The sequence below is a fragment of the Thermostichus lividus PCC 6715 genome, assembly GCF_002754935.1.
Taxonomy (GTDB): domain Bacteria; phylum Cyanobacteriota; class Cyanobacteriia; order Thermosynechococcales; family Thermosynechococcaceae; genus Thermosynechococcus; species Thermosynechococcus lividus.
The window spans coordinates 359,448-374,928 of sequence record NZ_CP018092.1 but is presented as its reverse complement, the minus strand read 5'-3'; the positions used below and the strand labels follow the sequence as shown (position 1 = coordinate 374,928).

Here is a 15,481-nt window from a genome sequence, read left to right as displayed (position 1 = left end):
TAAGCTGTAGCGACTGAAAAACGCCACGACTCTAAATCTAAAGGAGAGCCAAGGCGACAGTGCATTCCGTAATAATTGCTTAGTGGAACAAGATTAACAACACAAACGTCCCGCCTCAACCATTATAAGGATTTCTCTGGGTTACGGATAGTCAAGGCAAGAATTGTTAAGATTCTGCGAAAAATCGTTTTGTTCGTCACTCAACTTCTTAGCTAGGGAACGGGAGTTGGGCGTGAGTTGACCCCTCTCCCGTGCTCCCCAATTTGCGTTTCCCTAGAGTGCAGGAGCGCTATTGGCCAAATAGCCTTAGCCAGCCCAACCTTTGGCGGCTTGATCCAGCACGTAGGCGGCCACGTCTTGAATTTGCTCGTCCGTTAAGCGGCCAGCAAAGGCAGGCATAGCGTTTTTGCCGTGTTGCACTTGGTAAATAATGGCATCTTCAGAGTTCATGCCAAATTGTTCGAGGGCTTCTTTTTTAAGGGTTTTGTTGGCCATGACCACATTGCCACCACCCATGTGGCACGCCGCACAGTTCCCACTAAAGACTTTTGCGCCATTTGCCAAATCTGCTGCAACGGCAGCGGGGGTCAGCACCATAAACGTGGCGATCGCCAAGGCGCAAACACTGATCAATAGTTTTTTCAACGGAGTTCTCCTTTCATGGAATGCGTCAGAATCGCTGTGAGGAGTGTAAACGTCACCAAAGGCAAGTTTAGCAAAGTTCCCAACTCAGGGAGCACTGTCGGCGAAGGTTTCAGTGCCCCAGCCGGGAGCCACGGCTGCCGCGCGCAAAATAAAGGCCGCCAAATCCTCTAGCTGATTGGTGGTGAGCCAATCCTCACTCACTTGGCGGCACCAGTAGCTTTCTTCGCTGCCATCGTAGGACATGGGCAGGCGCTGAAACGCCACTAAGCTCGCAATGTTGTCCCGAGGCGGCACGGCTCCCTTGAGGTCCTTTAAGGACAAGGACACCAAGGGATTGGGTAAGGTCGTGCCACCCACATGACAGTTTTTGCAGTTTTCCTCAAAGAGGCGCTTACCGCGGGTGAGATCTTCGGGCGTAAAGGCACGAGTATCGCCACGGTCATTGAGGGGCAGTTCAATGGCCTCAGTTGCTTTCAGGTACTGGATGACGTAATTGTCAACCCCACTGGCAGCGGCTGGAGTCGCGATCGCCCCCCAACACCAAACCATAACAAGCAGGAGGAGCAATCCTAGGCGCGGTGCCCAAAAACGAGTTAGGTGCATGAGTTTCGACAAATCCTTGTCTATTGGTTAGTAATAAATTTTGCCGCCACCCCATTTATCCCCGAGAATTTTCGGCTCAACGAGAATATGACCCGCGATCGCCACTAGATCTTGCTCCGTCAGGTTACGCATTTTGGGGAAAATATCCGCACTGCGCAGGCTGGGGTGCACCTCGGCAATTTCCTCTTCGCCATCGTAGGTGGTGGGGTTTTTCATGTAGTCCACCAACCCCTCAATGGTATCCCGAGGGGGGGTAGCCAGCGCCAAGGTTTCCGTGCGCAGATCAAGGTTAGGATTGGTTTTAGTGATACCTCCCACATGACAGGACGCACAGGCATACTGGAATAATCGCTTGCCTTCTTGATATTGCTTTTCGGTGAGGGTCACCGTTTTCCCTTCACTGTTGAGGGGGACGGTCAGCGTCTCTGGGGTTAGTTCAGCAGCCATGGCGGTGCCTGTGGTAAATGGCCAAAGGCAGAGGCAGAGAGCTACCGCAAGCCAAACACATTTCTTTAACATAGTTCTCCCAATAAAGCAGGTCTTACGATTGCGGTGGTGTGTCCCGTTGATCGCTGGCAGGGGGGGTGGTCAACGCCAGAATGATCGCTTTCGCATCTTCTAGGGGCAAGCGCGTCTGCGGGCTGGTATAGCGAATACCAAGGCGATCGCACCAATCACAGACCACCTCTACAGAAACCCCGTAGTCAGCAGCCAACTGGGCGATCGCCATATCCACAAACCCCATGCCCAACTCCCCGCGTGGGATCAACGACCAAGTATCATTATCATGCCATTGCGGCGACTCTTTACCGAAACCTGACTACCACAGCCAGATGAGATCAAATGCCAACCACGGCGTACACTGTTGATGTGGCCGTTCAGATGGAGTTTTTGATGAAACGAGTCTTGGCGATTATTCTTGGAGGCGGTGCCGGAACGCGCCTCTATCCCCTCACCAAACGCCGTGCCAAGCCTGCCGTTCCTCTTGCCGGAAAGTACCGCCTGATCGATATTCCCGTCAGTAACTGCATCAATTCCGAAATCAACACCATTTACGTCCTGACCCAATTTAACTCTGCCTCCCTCAACCGTCATATTGCCCGCACCTACACCTTTGCAGGGCTGACCGATGGTTTTGTGGAAGTCCTTGCGGCTCAGCAAACCCCTGAAAACCCCAACTGGTTCCAGGGCACTGCCGATGCCGTGCGCCAATACCTCTGGCTGTTAGCCGATTGGGACGTGGACGAGTACCTAATCCTCTCAGGGGATCACCTCTACCGCATGGACTATCGCCAGTTTGTCCAGCGCCACCGCGACACCCAAGCAGACATTACCCTTTCGGTGCTGCCGGTGGACGAAGCCGCTGCCTCTGGGTTTGGGCTGATCAAAGTGGACGGCACCGGTCGGGTGCTAGACTTCCGCGAAAAACCCCAAGGGGAGGCTCTGCTATCGATGCGTGTTGATACAACCCGCTATGGCCTCAGCGCCGAAGACGCCCACCGTAAACCCTACATTGCCTCCATGGGCATTTATGTGTTTAAGCGGCAGGTATTAATTGATTTGCTGCAACAACTGGCCGATGCCACCGACTTTGGCAAAGAAATTATTCCGGCGGCGGCTCGTACTCACCGTGTGCAAACCTTTGTCTTTAACGGCTACTGGGAAGATATTGGTACCATTGGCTCCTTCTACGAAGCCAACCTAGCCCTCACGCAGCAACCGCAGCCTCCCTTTAGCTTTTACGACGAAGCTGCTCCCATTTATACCCGCCCCCGCTACTTGCCCCCCAGCAAAATTCTGAGTTCTAACATCACCGAATCCATTATCAGTGAAGGGTGTATCCTCAAGGAGTGCCAAGTCCATCATTCCGTCTTGGGAGTGCGATCGCGCGTTGAATCCGGCTGTGTCATTGATCACTCCTTACTCATGGGGGCTGACTTTTACCAGCACTCAGGACAGCGCAGCGCTCTCCTAGAGCAACATAAAATTCCCATGGGGATTGGCGCCAATAGTATTATCCGTAGAGCCATTATTGACAAAAACGCCTGTATTGGTCGGGAGGTCAAAATTATCAACAAAGACCATGTCGAAGAATCTAACCGCGAAGAGCAGGGGTTTTACATTCGCAGTGGTGTGGTCGTGATCATTAAGAATGCCGTGATTCCTGATGGTACAGTTATCTAAGCCATAAACAATTTTGAATTGGCAAGCTTAGAAAACCTGTGTAGCATTATTGAAGAAGCCTTTCATTACCTGACCCTTTAGCGGAACTGCAATCTATGCCCACGCTTGAGACACGCACCGAACCCATGGTGATTAACATGGGGCCGCACCATCCCTCCATGCACGGGGTTCTGCGACTAATGGTGACCCTTGATGGCGAAGATGTCATTGACTGCGAACCCGTCATTGGCTACTTGCATCGGGGCATGGAGAAAATTGCTGAAAACCGCACCAATATTATGTTTATTCCCTACGTCAGTCGTTGGGACTACGCAGCGGGGATGTTTAACGAAGCCATTACGGTCAATGCCCCAGAAAAACTAGCCAACATTGCCGTGCCCAAGCGCGCCAGCTATATCCGTGTAATTATGCTGGAGCTAAACCGCATTGCCAACCACCTGCTGTGGCTAGGCCCGTTCTTGGCGGATGTGGGTGCCCAGACTCCCTTTTTCTACATTTTCCGTGAGCGTGAGTACATCTACGACTTGTTTGAAGCCGCAACTGGTATGCGGTTTATCAACAATAACTACTTCCGCATGGGGGGGGTGGCCGCTGACCTTACCTACGGTTGGGTCACCAAATGTCGTGATTTTTGCGACTACTTTTTACCCAAGGTGGATGAGTACGAAGCTCTGATTACGAACAATCCTATCTTTATCCGTCGCCTTCAGGGCGTGGGTAAAATTAGCCGCGAAGAGGCGATTAACTGGGGGCTGTCAGGGCCGATGCTGCGCGCGTCAGGGGTGAAGTGGGATCTGCGAAAGGTCGATCATTACGAATGCTACGACGATTTTGACTGGGACGTGCCGGTTGCCACCGAGGGGGACTGCCTTGCCCGCTACGTTGTTCGCATTCAGGAAATGCGTGAATCTGTCAAAATTATTCGTCAAGCCCTTGATGGGTTGCCGGGCGGTCCTTACGAGAACCTTGAGGCCAAGCGATTGCTGGAAGGGGCAAAATCGGAGTGGAACGGTTTTGACTACCAATTCTTGGGCAAAAAGCTAGCACCTACGTTTAAGATTCCTAAGGGTGAGCACTACGTGCGCCTCGAGTCCGGCAAAGGGGAGTTGGGTATTTACCTGATTGGTGACGATAATGTCTTTCCGTGGCGCTGGAAAATTCGTCCCCCGGACTTTAACAATTTGCAAGTGCTGCCACAATTGTTGAAGGGGATGAAGGTGGCGGATATTGTCGCTATTCTTGGCAGTATTGATGTCATTATGGGGTCTGTTGACCGTTAGCGTCCCTTCACGCCGCCTGCTGAAACAGCTAAGGGAGTAATAGATAATACAACTGCCCGGGGGTATTAATTAAGCCTGCCCGGGTTTTGGCGACATCGCCTGTACCCATAAAAATATCCACTCGTCCGGGGCCGCGAATAGCGCTCCCTGTATCTTGATCGAGGACAAAACGACTGATGGGCTGCTGCTGCCATTGTCCGTCTTTTTTCATGGGTAATTGGGTGTTAATAATGGCCAAGGCACCGGGTGGCATCAAGGATTTGTCCGTAGCAATCGAGCGTTCGGGAATTACAGGGGTGGAGAGGCTGCCACTGGGGGGGCGGCCCTGCGTATTCTCGAAGAAGACAAAACTGGCGTTGCGGGGTAAGTAACGATCCAGTTCGCTGGGGTTGGCGTCAAAGTAGGCCATCAGCCGGGGTAAGGTCAGCTCTTCGCGCGGGATTTTGCCATCTTTAATCAGCTCTTGGCCAATGCTCGTGTAGGGATGATTTGTTTTGCCCGCGTAGCCCACACTCAGGCGACGACCATCCGGTAGTTGTAACTCTGCTGAGCCTTGCACTTGAACTAAAAAGGCTTCGAGGCGATCGCGCAGGTACACCAGTTCCAGCCCCCGTAACGGCCCTTTGTGCCACTGTTTGCCATCGGCACCTTCCAGCTCAAGACGGGTGGGATGCGGCTCTGACCACTGGGCAAAGTTAGGCGGCCGCCGAAAAAGCGGGTAGCGATACTCTGCGGTAGGAACTAAGCTGGCGCGGTAGGTGGGGGCATAGTACCCGGTAAACTCGACTCGACCTTGACCATCGGTGCCAATAGATTGATAAAAGACGAATTCTCGTTTCACCACAGCTTGGAGTTCAGCCGCAGAGCGACTGGTTTGCACCAAGTGACGAAACCGTTGGAGGGAGCGAATCACCCGCTGGCGTAAATTGGCTCCCAAGCTGGCACCAGGCTGCCCTGCTGCGGTGTAGGCAGCATAGTCCTGTTTGGCTTTGGGGGTTTGCAAGTAGTGTAAGCTATGGTCAATGGCTTGGATCAGCCGAGGGCGATCGCCCTGCTGCCAGAGCGCTGTATCTAAGCCAACGCTTGGGGGGAGCGTTGAGGGTGACCGTGGGATGAGAACTGGGGTGGCAGTTGCGGTGGCGATCGCCGCTGTTGCCAACACCACCACTGCTTGGGAAAAACCAACAATCAAGCCCGCCATGGTAGCCTACGCAAAGCGATCCACACTGGAGGCAAAGATCGGCTCTACCCGAATGGCAAACACTTTGGAGGGGCGCACCACCATGTACTCCCCTTGAATATTTTTGATGGGCACCGAGACAAAGTCATTAGAATCAGCTTTGGCCACCAATTCACTGCTGTACCATTTCTGAAACTCTTGGATTGAGGGAAATCGCACTTCTTCGCGATGTCCACCATCAAGGAATAAATGCACAGCAAATTCGGAGGGGGTTCTTGCCATAGGCGCGATCGCTCAACGTTACCCCCCCATTATGACCTTAATCGGCAGCATCAGGAACAGTGTTTGTGCCCAGACCCCCCTAAGGCCCACCGGTCAAGGGTCGTGGCGCAGCATCGTAGTACTTAGCCGTCATGGTTGGGTTCAGGCTCCGCGCCCGCTGATAGTCCCGTTGGGCAAGCTCAATGTTGCCACTGTCGAAGTGCGCCATGCCGCGGCTATAGTAGGCGGCCACAAACTGGGGATCAATCTCTAGCGCTGCGTTAAAGTCACGAATGGCAGCACTATAGTCCTGTAGGGCAAGGTGGGCCATGCCGCGATTGTAGTAGGCACTGGCAAACTGCTGATCGTAACGAATGGCAGTGTCAAAGTCAGCGATCGCCCGCTGTAGATCCCCGTGATCAAAGTAGGCCAAACCGCGCCCAAAATAATAGTCGGCACTGGGGTCTAACTCCACTGCCCGACTAAAGGCACGGATCGCTGCGGGCAGGTTCCCTTCCCCTTGGTACATCAGCCCAAGATTGTAATAATCCTCGGCAGTGCTGGGTACCAGTCGTTGTAACTCACGAATTTCTGTACTGGTGAGGGTCGCGATCGCCACAGGCTGGCCTACCGCTGCCCCCGCCATGCCAATAAGGGTTGCACAGGAGACAGTAGCAATTACAGTGGGTAGTAGTTGGCGCATGGTGAGCCTCCTCAGCAGTTAGGCAGTCATTGGCCTTATCTATATTCTAAAAGAAAATTAAGATCATGACCAGCAAAAATACGCATTTTAACAAATCGCTGGACATATTTACATGATTAGCCTCAGAGACAAGCTAGGCAGTGCCCATCATCTCCCCGCACAGGTGATCTCTCTCACCCCTAGGGGCATGGCTATCTCAACAATTTGGTAACCTAATATTGGCGAAGCCTGTGCTGAGCGCATAAACTTGAATGTGAGTCTAGTCAGTGCAAACAGAGGCTCCCAGCTAGCACGTATGGCGGAAAAAACCTATGGGGATTCAGGAAATTGTTGAGCAAGCATTGCGGAACGGGTATTTAACCCCGACCCAAGAGGCAGAAGTAGGGCGCATTTGCGACAAAGCTACAGAGCTGTCGGTAGAAGAATATATGGCTCTAGATCGCCTAATGGGAGCCTTGCTCACTGGCCAAGTGGTGGCGGTTCCCCGCAAACAATTTATCAATGTAATGGAAGAATTAGTACTCACCGAGGCTATTACCCGTATTGCCGTTATTGAAGCTGAGCAGGACTGTGCCCTTGACCTTGGGGATATTGCCGCCTACGCCTTAAACCGGCTGCCGCCGCTCTACGCCACAACCGAAGAAGGGGCACAATACCAACGGCAGCGAGCCGAAGAAGAACTCATGGAGCTAATCCGAGCCCAAGTGCAAGAAGCGATTAACCACAGCATGGCGCGACCGCAGTTCCACCCCGAACGCTCGGTACTAGGCAAAACCTCTGGTAAAGAGGTGGTCTCCCAAGTCAGTTCGTTGTTGCAGAGCTACGCAACCGATTACGAACGCCCCACAGGAGAGACAGCACGGTGACAGCAGCAACGAATCTCTGGCTCTACGATACCACCCTGAGAGATGGTGCCCAACGGGAAGGTTTATCCCTGTCTCTGGAAGACAAGCTGCGCATCGCCCGCCAGCTAGACCGCCTAGGCATCCATTTTATTGAAGGGGGCTGGCCAGGGGCTAACCCCAAAGATGTTCAGTTTTTTCTGGCACCTACAGGAAGCGCCCCTGCAACAGGCAGAACTCGTTGCCTTTTGTGCTACCCGTCGCCCGGGAAGAACGGCTGAGACTGAATCGATGTTTGAGCCAATTCTGGCGGCAGGAACTCGCTGGGTGACCCTTTTTGGTAAGTCTTGGGATCTCCACGTCACTGAAGGACTTAAGACCACGCTGGCGGAAAACTGCGCGATGATTGCCGATTCAATCCAGTTCCTGAAGCGCCATGGTCGCCGAGTCATTTATGATGCTGAGCACTGGTTTGACGGGTACTTAGCCAATCCTGAGTATGCCCTCAAAACCCTTGAAACCGCCCTCAATGCTGGTGCAGACTGGCTCGTTCTTTGCGATACCAATGGCGGTTGCTTGCCGCATCAGGTACAGGAGATTGTCCAAGCAGTCACAGAGCATTTTGGCACTTTAGATTGCCTTGGCATTCACACCCACAACGATGCAGGAACAGCGGTTGCTAATGCATTGGCAGCGGTACAGGCAGGGGTACGGATGGTCCAAGGTACCATCAATGGGTATGGTGAACGCTGCGGCAATGCCAACTTGTGTACCCTCATTCCCAATTTACAGCTCAAGTTGGGGTACGAGTGTGTTCCGCCGGAACAGTTAGCCACTCTGACGGAGGCCAGCCGCCGCATTAGTGAGATCGTCAACCTTGCACCGGATGATCATGCGCCTTACGTGGGCCTATCTGCCTTTGCCCACAAGGGGGGAATTCACGTCAGTGCGGTTCAACGCAACCCCCGCACCTACGAACACGTTGATCCGCAACTTGTTGGGAATCAGCGGCGGGTTGTCATTTCTGAGCAGGCCGGAGTGAGCAATATCTTGGCAAAAACCCAAGAGCTTGGCATCGATCTGGATCGCCAACATCCTCTGAGCCGTACTATTTTAGAGCGGATGAAGCAGCTTGAGAGTGAAGGCTATCAGTTTGAAGCGGCAGAAGCGAGTTTTGAACTGCTCATCCGGGAGATTTTGGGACAACGCCAACGACCCTTTACTTTGAAGGGCTTTGATGTGTTTTGCCGCACCGATTCTAGTCAATCGGAGGTCACCCTGCGCAGTCACTCCCTAGCAACGGTAAAAGTGGATGTCAATGGGGCGGAAATGCTCACCGCTGCGGAAGGCAACGGTCCTGTCTCAGCCCTTGACCAAGCCCTGCGTAAAGCTCTCATGTCGTTCTATCCAGATATCGCTGAGTTTCATCTGACGGACTACAAAGTACGCATCTTGGATGGTCACGCCGGTACTGCGGCCAAGACGCGGGTGCTAGTGGAGTCGAGTAATGGGCGCGATCGCTGGACGACGGTTGGGGTTTCCGCCAACATTATTGAAGCGTCCTATCAGGCAGTGGCTGAAGCCCTAGAGTATGGCTTACAGTTGGGCAAAACGCACGTCTTATGGCCGTCTGAGGCTTCAACCTAGGGATGGATATTTATCGCCTGCCTGCCCTTCAGGATAACTATATTTTTCTGTTGCACGACCCCAACACTGCAACAGCAGCGGTGGTGGATCCAGCTGTGCCGGAACCTGTACTAGCTATGCTCGATGAGTTAGGAGCGCGGCTAACTGCCATTTTGAATACCCACCACCATTGGGATCATGTTGGTGCCAATCAAGCGCTGCGATCGCGCTTTCCCGATGTCCAAGTGTACGGGAGTCGTGTTGACTGTGGGCGTATTCCTGAGCAGTCGGTGTACCTTGAGGCGGGCGATCGCGTCTCCTTTGGTGATCTGACCCTAGAGGTGCTGTTTATCCCCGGCCATACCCGTGGTCATATTGCCTACTACACCCCTGAAGATCTCTTTTGTGGCGATACCCTGTTTGCTGGCGGCTGTGGACGGCTGTTTGAGGGCACTCCCTCAGAAATGCTAGCCTCGCTGATGCAGTTAGCACAGCTACCGGATGCCACCCGAGTGTGGTGTGCCCACGAGTACACCCAGAAAAATTTGGCCTTTGCCCTCACCGTTGATGGTGATAATCCAGCCCTTCAGAAACGCTATGCCCAAGTCTGCCGCGATCGCGCCCATGGCAAAAGCACCATTCCCAGCACCATCGGTCTAGAAAAAGCAACCAATCCTTTTCTGCGCTGTCATTGCCCTAACCTACAGGCTGCCGTCAAGGCCGATACGCCGCTGCAAACCTTTACCCGCTTGCGGGGTAAACGTGATCAATACTAAGACCCTAGGCGCACTCAGTTTGGGGGTTGGGTTGACGACTATGCCTGTTACCGGGGCGATCGCGCAGCAACCCACCGCTGCCCTTGATCCTTTGCGGTAGGCTCTGTTTCACGGTAAGCTAGCTGCAACAGCAACGTTCAGTTTTTTGGCAACACCACCACCAGCAGGATGCTATGGCAATTTCCTATCAAAGTCGCTTTTTCCTGTTTTGGCGGCGCCAATGGCAACACTGGCAACACCAGTGGCAACGTCAACGCTGGCAGGTTGAAAGTACCCTGAGTGGGGTTGTGCACGTCATCGCTGGTCTCCTCTCTCAGGTGTGGCAGCAGGGACTACCACAGCTAAAGAGTACTATGCCCCGACTGCTGCACTGCCTCAGACCTGCGTCCTCCCCACCCGCTGCCGATTTGGCCACCCAAGCGGTCACCGCTGCTATTGCTCTGCATCCCCAAGAAAATCACACCCTGATGCTGCACCTCGCGCCACTGCCGCGGCGAGTTCCATGGTGGCAACGGTTATTCAGCCCTGTGCGCCGGACTACGGCTGAAACGGCTTTAGGGCAACGGCCATCCTTCTACCTTGCCTGCGATCGCCAAGCTCGCTCCCTGATGCTGGTGGATACCGCCGCAGTGCCCCTCAAAATCTTTACCCCCCAAGAGCAGCAACAGATTGAGCAGCGGATTTACTATGAGCTAGCGTGCTACTACCAGCAAGTTCGGCAGTGGTACCGGCGGCATCATCGTGGACGCTTGCGGCAGCAAAACGCTCCTCGCCAGTGTCTAGCGGGAACATTTCTCAATCAGTTGACCGTGACCGCCACAGTAACGGGACTTACAGTTGAGGTACCAGCCCTGTCTCCCCTTGCTCAGCTTTGGCAGCGGTGGCAATTGCGCCTAGGGGGTCTGGGTCAACGCTCCCTTGCGCGGGTGAGGGTTCAAGGCATTGCCAGTCAGCTTCAAACGGGTGAGATGGTTTTAATTGCCAGTGATAATTCGATTCTCTATACCTTGACCCCCCAGCAGCGCCAACGGGTACTAGCATGGATTGAACAGCACCTCAACCCAGCGGCTGCCATCCTGCCTCTTCACGATTGGCTGAGTCGAGCCTCTTACTGGCTCGCTGGCCTGCAACCGCCCTCGTTCTCTGCTGCGGCGTCACCTCTGCTGGCAGCAACCGACCCAATGCCAGCACGACCAACCCTGTTGAGTGTGAGTTTACCAAGTCTGCCAACGATTGCCCCCCCACCCATCAATGCCGACCCGCTCATTGTTGAGGTGGAGGCTGCCTTCGTGGGCTACGATCTACACTGGCTTGAGAAACTGCTCCTTTGGTGCGATCGCCTGCTGTTGTGGCTAGAAAACCAGCTCATCGCTGTTGGACGATGGCTGCTACATCGCTTGGGGTTGCCAGCCTTTAACTTTTTTGAAAGCCGAGGCCATGACTCGCGGCATAGCGATCCATAAAACGAATGAAGCGCTCCCACTGCTCAAGACTACGCATTGAATAGGTGGCTTCGATAGCGACGGGCTGGCCGTTAATAAACTTGGCATTGACATCGCGGGTAACAATTTCCCCCTCTTCGTCCACCATATACATCCCCGTAATTTCTAAATTGCCTTCTTGGACAACTTTGGGGTTGTCAAAATAAAACATTGCCTGGCCGCTGCTGCCATCCCGCGCACGGGTGAGGCGGACATCGGGGACAACTTCTTCATTTACGCCACGAATAAACTGAATTTCTGCCATTGAACTTAACACTACGATCAATATCTCTAGAATACCTGCTTGGGGGATCATGTCTGCTTCCAGAGGCGATCCACTTGGGCATAGAGTTCTGCTAAGGTGCCGGTATTCCAGATCACGTGATCGGCCTGAGTGATTTTTGTGGCTAGGGGGAGTTGAGCAGCAAGGCGCTGCTGGGCTGCCTCAGTGCTGAGTCCATCCCGCTGTTGGAGCCGCGCCAACTGGGTGGCTGTATCAACCGCAACTACCCAAATCTGATCCACGAGACATTCTAGGTGGGCTTCAAAGAGTAAAGGAATGACCAGTAAAATCTGCGGATGATGGCAGGTTTGGATGGCTTGCTGCATCTGCTCAACCACCCACGGATGAATTTGCCCCTCCAGCCAATAGCGTTCTTGGGGGTCAGCAAAAATGATGTGTCCTAATCGTGGGCGATCTAGCTGGCCGTCTCCACGGCAAATTTCAGCACCATAGCGCTCAACCACTGCGTCGTAGGCTGGGGTACCGATCGCCACCGCCTCCCGCGCCAACTGATCTGCATCGACCACGGGTACGTGATAGCGTTCTTTCAGATAGGCCGCAACCACGGACTTGCCACAGGCAATACCACCCGTGAGGCCAATGCGTAAGGGCTTAGACACCCCCTTGCAGTACCACTGCTGGCCGGCCTAGGCGTACCGTTGCCCCCGTATCCGAGGGGACGGTGGGGAGAAACTGTTGGTAGGTCACGGTTTGGCCAGGGGCGATCGTGGCGGGTTCGGGGGCCGCTGCGCCCGTTTGTATCAGGCGGCCATCGGAACCAATCACTTCAAAGTTAATCGACTGAATCGTCACGGGTTGGCGGTTGTTATTCGTGACTGTCCCAGTCACTTCTGAAGAGCCGGGTAGTTTAATCACTGCTTGCAGCCGCGGCTGACCCACGCGGATATTGCGCAATAGCTGCTGCTCAAGGACTTGCGGATCCACCTCTGCGGTATCGCTAGGGGGATTTCCCCCTACTGCTGCCGTCGGAGCCATCGCCCCTGAGAGATTCAACAGATGATTCCAGTAACGTTGATTGCGCCCCCAGTTGTAGGGGGAGTTACCAATAATCACAATATCGCCAGCGGCTCGCTGTGCATAGGCTGCCGATGCTGCAAGGGTGAGCGGGGCGATCGCCCCTACCAGCGCCATGGTGATTGCTCGCAAATGACGGTAGTGGTTTGTGGCTTCTAGGGCATGCCCACGAGTAACGTCTTTCATAACGCAGGTTCCTGTGACGTTGCAGCTTCAACTTCTATCTTAATCGCAGGGAACTGATGCAGGGCTGTCGCGCGAACCGCCGGTTTTATAGTAGTGATGTGGGCGGGCTAAAACCCCTCCGCTTTAGCGAGGGGATACAGCCAACTCAGGGGGCTTTAGCCCTCTCTATGTGTTAAACTAGAGACGTGGAAAGTAGGCGTATCAACTACGCGAAGAAACATCCTAGTACGGAGAAATCCCGGCAAGTAAGTCACTACCGCTTTGGCGGCAAGCCTAAACCACTGCAAGCAATGGCAGGATGTTGAGCGTACCGAATTGGCTAGTGTTGAAAAGCGCGAAACCACGAACCGAAACATAAACGTAGTCCCAATAGCAGAAATGCTTGAGGTGAGTAGGGGGTCTTTGACTGCCCCCACCCGCATTAAGTTGTGGGTGACAGCTCAAGGGAAAAGCGAAGCAACGCGGCTTCAGCCCGTTGCGTAGCATCCTTTGGGAATCCCCTCTCTTTCAAGGAGGGGAGAAGTCAACGGCACAGTCTAACTATTGCAGTAGGGGCATATTGACAACCTGCGGATCAATGCCAGCAGTGTTCAACAGATCTTGCCATTGCTGTTTCATGGCGGGGTCATTGGGGTTTTGGCGTTGCAGCGCCGCTAGGGTGGCAAGGGTATCATTCCATAACTGGTTTGCCGCTAAAAGGGGTAAACGCTCTGCTGCTGGAGCCGTGGTGATGACTGCGGCTAAGTTGCTGTCCAGTTCTGCCCGCTCAATCCAACCTGTAACAAAGGGGTTGGCATCCGGTTCGTTGGGCTTACAGGTCAGAGAGAAAATCCATTGATATTTTTGCCCTGGCTGTAAGGCGGCTTTTGTTGGATCAATCGTGACGCTGACAATGCCTGCTGTGCCGCTGACCGGAACCTCTTGGGTGGCCAGTAGATCCCCCCCTTCGCTGAGGATCATCAGCTCTGCCAATTTGGCCGTACTTTGGGGAACATAGAAAAAGAGGCTAGGGTTGGCCGCAGCAGTTACGCCGAGGTTATCTTCGGGCATGAGAGCTACAATCTTAGCGAGTTTACCTTGGGTACATTCGCCAAAGCGTGTTGCACCCGCAATCCGCTGGCCGGGCATCCCTCGCCCCGTGGGCACAAAAGTGAGCCGATTCCCAGACTGTGCGGCAAAGCGATCGCGGGCAATGTAGGCTTCAACATTGCTGATGGCATTGAGGGCGTAGCGGTCACCGGGCCGCAGGCTAAGGGCACGGCGGAAGTTAATAAGAGCCGATTGATAGTCGCGTTTGGCCGTCAGCTGATAGCCCCGCTGCATGTAGCGGTCAAATTCGCTGGCAGGGTTACTTTGAGCAACGGCGGGCGTGGCGACGATGGTGGGTAAGCTGCCGACACCTAACGTCAACGTACCAAGGAGAATGAGCGGCAGACCAAAACGTAGGGAAGACATAGCACTTACCTGTTGAATGCGCTAACTATCTTTAAGGTACTATGGGGAACCAAGACCTGTTGTGATCTGGCTTCCGCAACAACTGTGATGAATTTCGGTCATCGAGGGTGGGCTGCCCCGCAATGATTGGTGATCTAGATCTAGAGGGCGTGAGCGTCCCATTGGTGGAAATTTTTTCCGCGATTCAAGGGGAAGGCGCTAATGTTGGGACGCGGCAACTGTTTATTCGCTTTGCAGGGTGTGATCTGCGCTGTACGTATTGTGACAGCGCCCATACTTGGAGTGTGCCCGCTATCGCTCTGTTGGAAACGATTGCGGGCGATCGCCAATTTCAGCGGGTCGCCAACCCCCTCTCCGGCACCCAGATTCTTGCTGCTGTGGCGCAACTCCATCACCCCCACCTCCATGACAGTATTAGCTTAACCGGCGGTGAACCGCTCCTGCACGCCCTTGCTTTAGCCACTCTGCTACCAGCGCTAAAAGCGGCCACCCAACTGCCACTGTACTTAGAAACAGGCGGTCACCATCCTAGGGCGCTAGAGCGGGTGTTACCCTACCTCGACAGTGTGGGGATGGATATTAAGCTGCCGAGTGTCAGTGGCGAGTGTCATTGGCCAGCCCATCAACAGTTCTTGACCCTCTGCGATCGCGCCGGGGTTGAGGTCTTTTGTAAGGTCATCATTTCTGCGCTGACAACCCCCACTGATTTGGCGACAATGGCGGAGTTGGTGGCCACGGTTAACCCCCGCATCCCCGTCTTTTTGCAACCGGTGACCCCCATTGGTACGGGGCGCTTGATCCAGCCCCCTACCCCAGCCCAAGTGTTGGCGTGGCAGGCGTACCTCAAAAACCGCCTTGCCCATGTGCGGGTGATTCCCCAAACCCATAAGTTTTTGGGGCAGCGTTGATCTGCGCCTTTGCCGCTGTTGTGATACCTAGGC

The 15,481-nt window shown here is 54.0% G+C and carries 17 protein-coding genes and 1 pseudogene; 7 read left to right on the top strand and 11 right to left on the bottom strand.

Annotated elements, in window-relative coordinates; translation table 11 throughout:
* Positions 1–306: 306 nt before the first annotated feature.
* The 4 genes from petJ to BRW62_RS01910 all read right to left on the bottom strand — a co-directional run bounded on the left by petJ (position 307) and on the right by BRW62_RS01910 (position 1,993).
* Complete coding sequence (gene petJ, locus BRW62_RS01925; protein WP_099797988.1) at positions 307–645, bottom strand: cytochrome c6 PetJ; 339 nt, start codon at positions 643–645, stop codon at positions 307–309.
* A gap of 84 nt (positions 646–729) precedes the next feature.
* Positions 730–1,248, bottom strand: coding sequence for a photosystem II cytochrome PsbV2 (gene psbV2 / locus BRW62_RS01920; protein WP_099797986.1), 519 nt, complete (start codon positions 1,246–1,248; stop codon positions 730–732).
* 27 nt (positions 1,249–1,275) lie between these two features.
* Positions 1,276–1,767 carry a photosystem II cytochrome c-550 gene (gene psbV, locus BRW62_RS01915; RefSeq protein ID WP_099797985.1) on the bottom strand — a complete coding sequence of 164 codons (492 nt, stop codon included), beginning with the start codon at positions 1,765–1,767 and terminating at the stop codon, positions 1,276–1,278.
* A 22-nt stretch (positions 1,768–1,789) separates the two neighbouring features.
* Complete coding sequence (locus BRW62_RS01910) at positions 1,790–1,993, bottom strand: translation initiation factor IF-2 (RefSeq protein ID WP_099797983.1); 204 nt, start codon at positions 1,991–1,993, stop codon at positions 1,790–1,792.
* 149 nt (positions 1,994–2,142) lie between these two features.
* On the opposite strand from BRW62_RS01910, the gene BRW62_RS01905 reads away from it, so the two are divergent.
* Both BRW62_RS01905 and BRW62_RS01900 read left to right on the top strand, forming a co-directional pair.
* Positions 2,143–3,432, top strand: a complete 1,290-nt coding sequence (locus BRW62_RS01905; protein WP_099799796.1) for a glucose-1-phosphate adenylyltransferase — start codon at positions 2,143–2,145, stop codon at positions 3,430–3,432.
* Between the two features lie 95 nt (positions 3,433–3,527).
* A complete protein-coding gene (locus BRW62_RS01900; protein WP_099797981.1) occupies positions 3,528–4,712 on the top strand; it encodes an NAD(P)H-quinone oxidoreductase subunit H in 1,185 nt (394 codons plus the stop codon).
* Positions 4,713–4,740: 28 nt separating this feature from the next.
* On the opposite strand, the gene mltA is transcribed toward BRW62_RS01900, so the two are convergent.
* The 3 genes from mltA to BRW62_RS01885 form a co-directional block, all read right to left on the bottom strand.
* Complete coding sequence (gene mltA / locus BRW62_RS01895) at positions 4,741–5,913, bottom strand: murein transglycosylase A (protein ID WP_099797980.1); 1,173 nt, start codon at positions 5,911–5,913, stop codon at positions 4,741–4,743.
* Positions 5,914–5,919: 6 nt separating this feature from the next.
* Positions 5,920–6,174 (bottom strand): hypothetical protein, encoded by a 255-nt coding sequence (locus BRW62_RS01890; RefSeq protein ID WP_099797979.1) that lies wholly within the window; start codon positions 6,172–6,174, stop codon positions 5,920–5,922.
* Positions 6,175–6,253: 79 nt separating this feature from the next.
* Positions 6,254–6,856, bottom strand: coding sequence for a tetratricopeptide repeat protein (locus BRW62_RS01885; RefSeq protein WP_198406099.1), 603 nt, complete (start codon positions 6,854–6,856; stop codon positions 6,254–6,256).
* A gap of 311 nt (positions 6,857–7,167) precedes the next feature.
* Here BRW62_RS01885 and BRW62_RS01880 point away from each other — a divergent pair, with 311 nt between their 5' ends.
* The 4 genes and pseudogenes from BRW62_RS01880 to BRW62_RS01865 all read left to right on the top strand — a co-directional run bounded on the left by BRW62_RS01880 (position 7,168) and on the right by BRW62_RS01865 (position 11,563).
* A complete protein-coding gene (locus BRW62_RS01880; protein ID WP_099797977.1) occupies positions 7,168–7,722 on the top strand; it encodes a late competence development ComFB family protein in 555 nt (184 codons plus the stop codon).
* Positions 7,719–9,345: pseudogene (gene cimA / locus BRW62_RS01875) on the top strand (citramalate synthase). Before BRW62_RS01880 ends, cimA begins: the two are co-directional and overlap by 4 nt.
* Positions 9,346–9,347: 2 nt before the next feature.
* Positions 9,348–10,100 (top strand): hydroxyacylglutathione hydrolase, encoded by a 753-nt coding sequence (gloB, locus tag BRW62_RS01870; protein ID WP_099797975.1) that lies wholly within the window; start codon positions 9,348–9,350, stop codon positions 10,098–10,100.
* 173 nt (positions 10,101–10,273) lie between these two features.
* Positions 10,274–11,563: a hypothetical protein gene (locus BRW62_RS01865; RefSeq protein ID WP_198406098.1), complete on the top strand. Its 1,290-nt coding sequence runs from the start codon at positions 10,274–10,276 to the stop codon at positions 11,561–11,563.
* Here BRW62_RS01865 and psb28 read toward each other — a convergent pair.
* From psb28 to BRW62_RS01845, 4 genes are all read right to left on the bottom strand, one after another.
* A complete protein-coding gene (psb28, locus tag BRW62_RS01860; protein WP_198406097.1) occupies positions 11,514–11,846 on the bottom strand; it encodes a photosystem II reaction center protein Psb28 in 333 nt (110 codons plus the stop codon). The two genes, BRW62_RS01865 and psb28, sit on opposite strands and share 50 nt — an antisense overlap.
* 47 nt (positions 11,847–11,893) lie before the next feature.
* Positions 11,894–12,484 (bottom strand): dephospho-CoA kinase, encoded by a 591-nt coding sequence (coaE, locus tag BRW62_RS01855; protein WP_099797967.1) that lies wholly within the window; start codon positions 12,482–12,484, stop codon positions 11,894–11,896.
* A complete protein-coding gene (locus BRW62_RS01850; protein WP_227517509.1) occupies positions 12,477–13,085 on the bottom strand; it encodes an FxLYD domain-containing protein in 609 nt (202 codons plus the stop codon). The genes coaE and BRW62_RS01850 overlap by 8 nt, the downstream gene beginning before the upstream one ends.
* Positions 13,086–13,625: 540 nt before the next feature.
* Complete coding sequence (locus BRW62_RS01845) at positions 13,626–14,540, bottom strand: DUF928 domain-containing protein (RefSeq protein WP_099797965.1); 915 nt, start codon at positions 14,538–14,540, stop codon at positions 13,626–13,628.
* 122 nt (positions 14,541–14,662) lie between these two features.
* Between BRW62_RS01845 and BRW62_RS01840 the strand changes: the two genes are divergently transcribed.
* Positions 14,663–15,448 carry a 7-carboxy-7-deazaguanine synthase QueE gene (locus tag BRW62_RS01840; RefSeq protein ID WP_099797963.1) on the top strand — a complete coding sequence of 262 codons (786 nt, stop codon included), beginning with the start codon at positions 14,663–14,665 and terminating at the stop codon, positions 15,446–15,448.
* Positions 15,449–15,481 lie beyond the last annotated feature (33 nt).

Coding starts and splice junctions, on each gene's coding strand:
- psbV2 (WP_099797986.1), bottom strand. CDS start 1,248: ATGCACCTAACTCGTTTTTGGGCACCGCGCCTAGGATTGCTCCTCCTG.
- psbV (WP_099797985.1), bottom strand. CDS start 1,767: ATGTTAAAGAAATGTGTTTGGCTTGCGGTAGCTCTCTGCCTCTGCCTT.
- BRW62_RS01910 (WP_099797983.1), bottom strand. CDS start 1,993: ATGGGGTTTGTGGATATGGCGATCGCCCAGTTGGCTGCTGACTACGGG.
- BRW62_RS01905 (WP_099799796.1), top strand. CDS start 2,143: ATGAAACGAGTCTTGGCGATTATTCTTGGAGGCGGTGCCGGAACGCGC.
- BRW62_RS01900 (WP_099797981.1), top strand. CDS start 3,528: ATGCCCACGCTTGAGACACGCACCGAACCCATGGTGATTAACATGGGG.
- mltA (WP_099797980.1), bottom strand. CDS start 5,913: ATGGCGGGCTTGATTGTTGGTTTTTCCCAAGCAGTGGTGGTGTTGGCA.
- BRW62_RS01890 (WP_099797979.1), bottom strand. CDS start 6,174: ATGGCAAGAACCCCCTCCGAATTTGCTGTGCATTTATTCCTTGATGGT.
- BRW62_RS01885 (WP_198406099.1), bottom strand. CDS start 6,856: ATGCGCCAACTACTACCCACTGTAATTGCTACTGTCTCCTGTGCAACC.
- BRW62_RS01880 (WP_099797977.1), top strand. CDS start 7,168: ATGGGGATTCAGGAAATTGTTGAGCAAGCATTGCGGAACGGGTATTTA.
- gloB (WP_099797975.1), top strand. CDS start 9,348: ATGGATATTTATCGCCTGCCTGCCCTTCAGGATAACTATATTTTTCTG.
- BRW62_RS01865 (WP_198406098.1), top strand. CDS start 10,274: ATGGCAATTTCCTATCAAAGTCGCTTTTTCCTGTTTTGGCGGCGCCAA.
- psb28 (WP_198406097.1), bottom strand. CDS start 11,846: ATGGCAGAAATTCAGTTTATTCGTGGCGTAAATGAAGAAGTTGTCCCC.
- BRW62_RS01850 (WP_227517509.1), bottom strand. CDS start 13,085: ATGAAAGACGTTACTCGTGGGCATGCCCTAGAAGCCACAAACCACTAC.
- BRW62_RS01845 (WP_099797965.1), bottom strand. CDS start 14,540: ATGTCTTCCCTACGTTTTGGTCTGCCGCTCATTCTCCTTGGTACGTTG.
- BRW62_RS01840 (WP_099797963.1), top strand. CDS start 14,663: ATGATTGGTGATCTAGATCTAGAGGGCGTGAGCGTCCCATTGGTGGAA.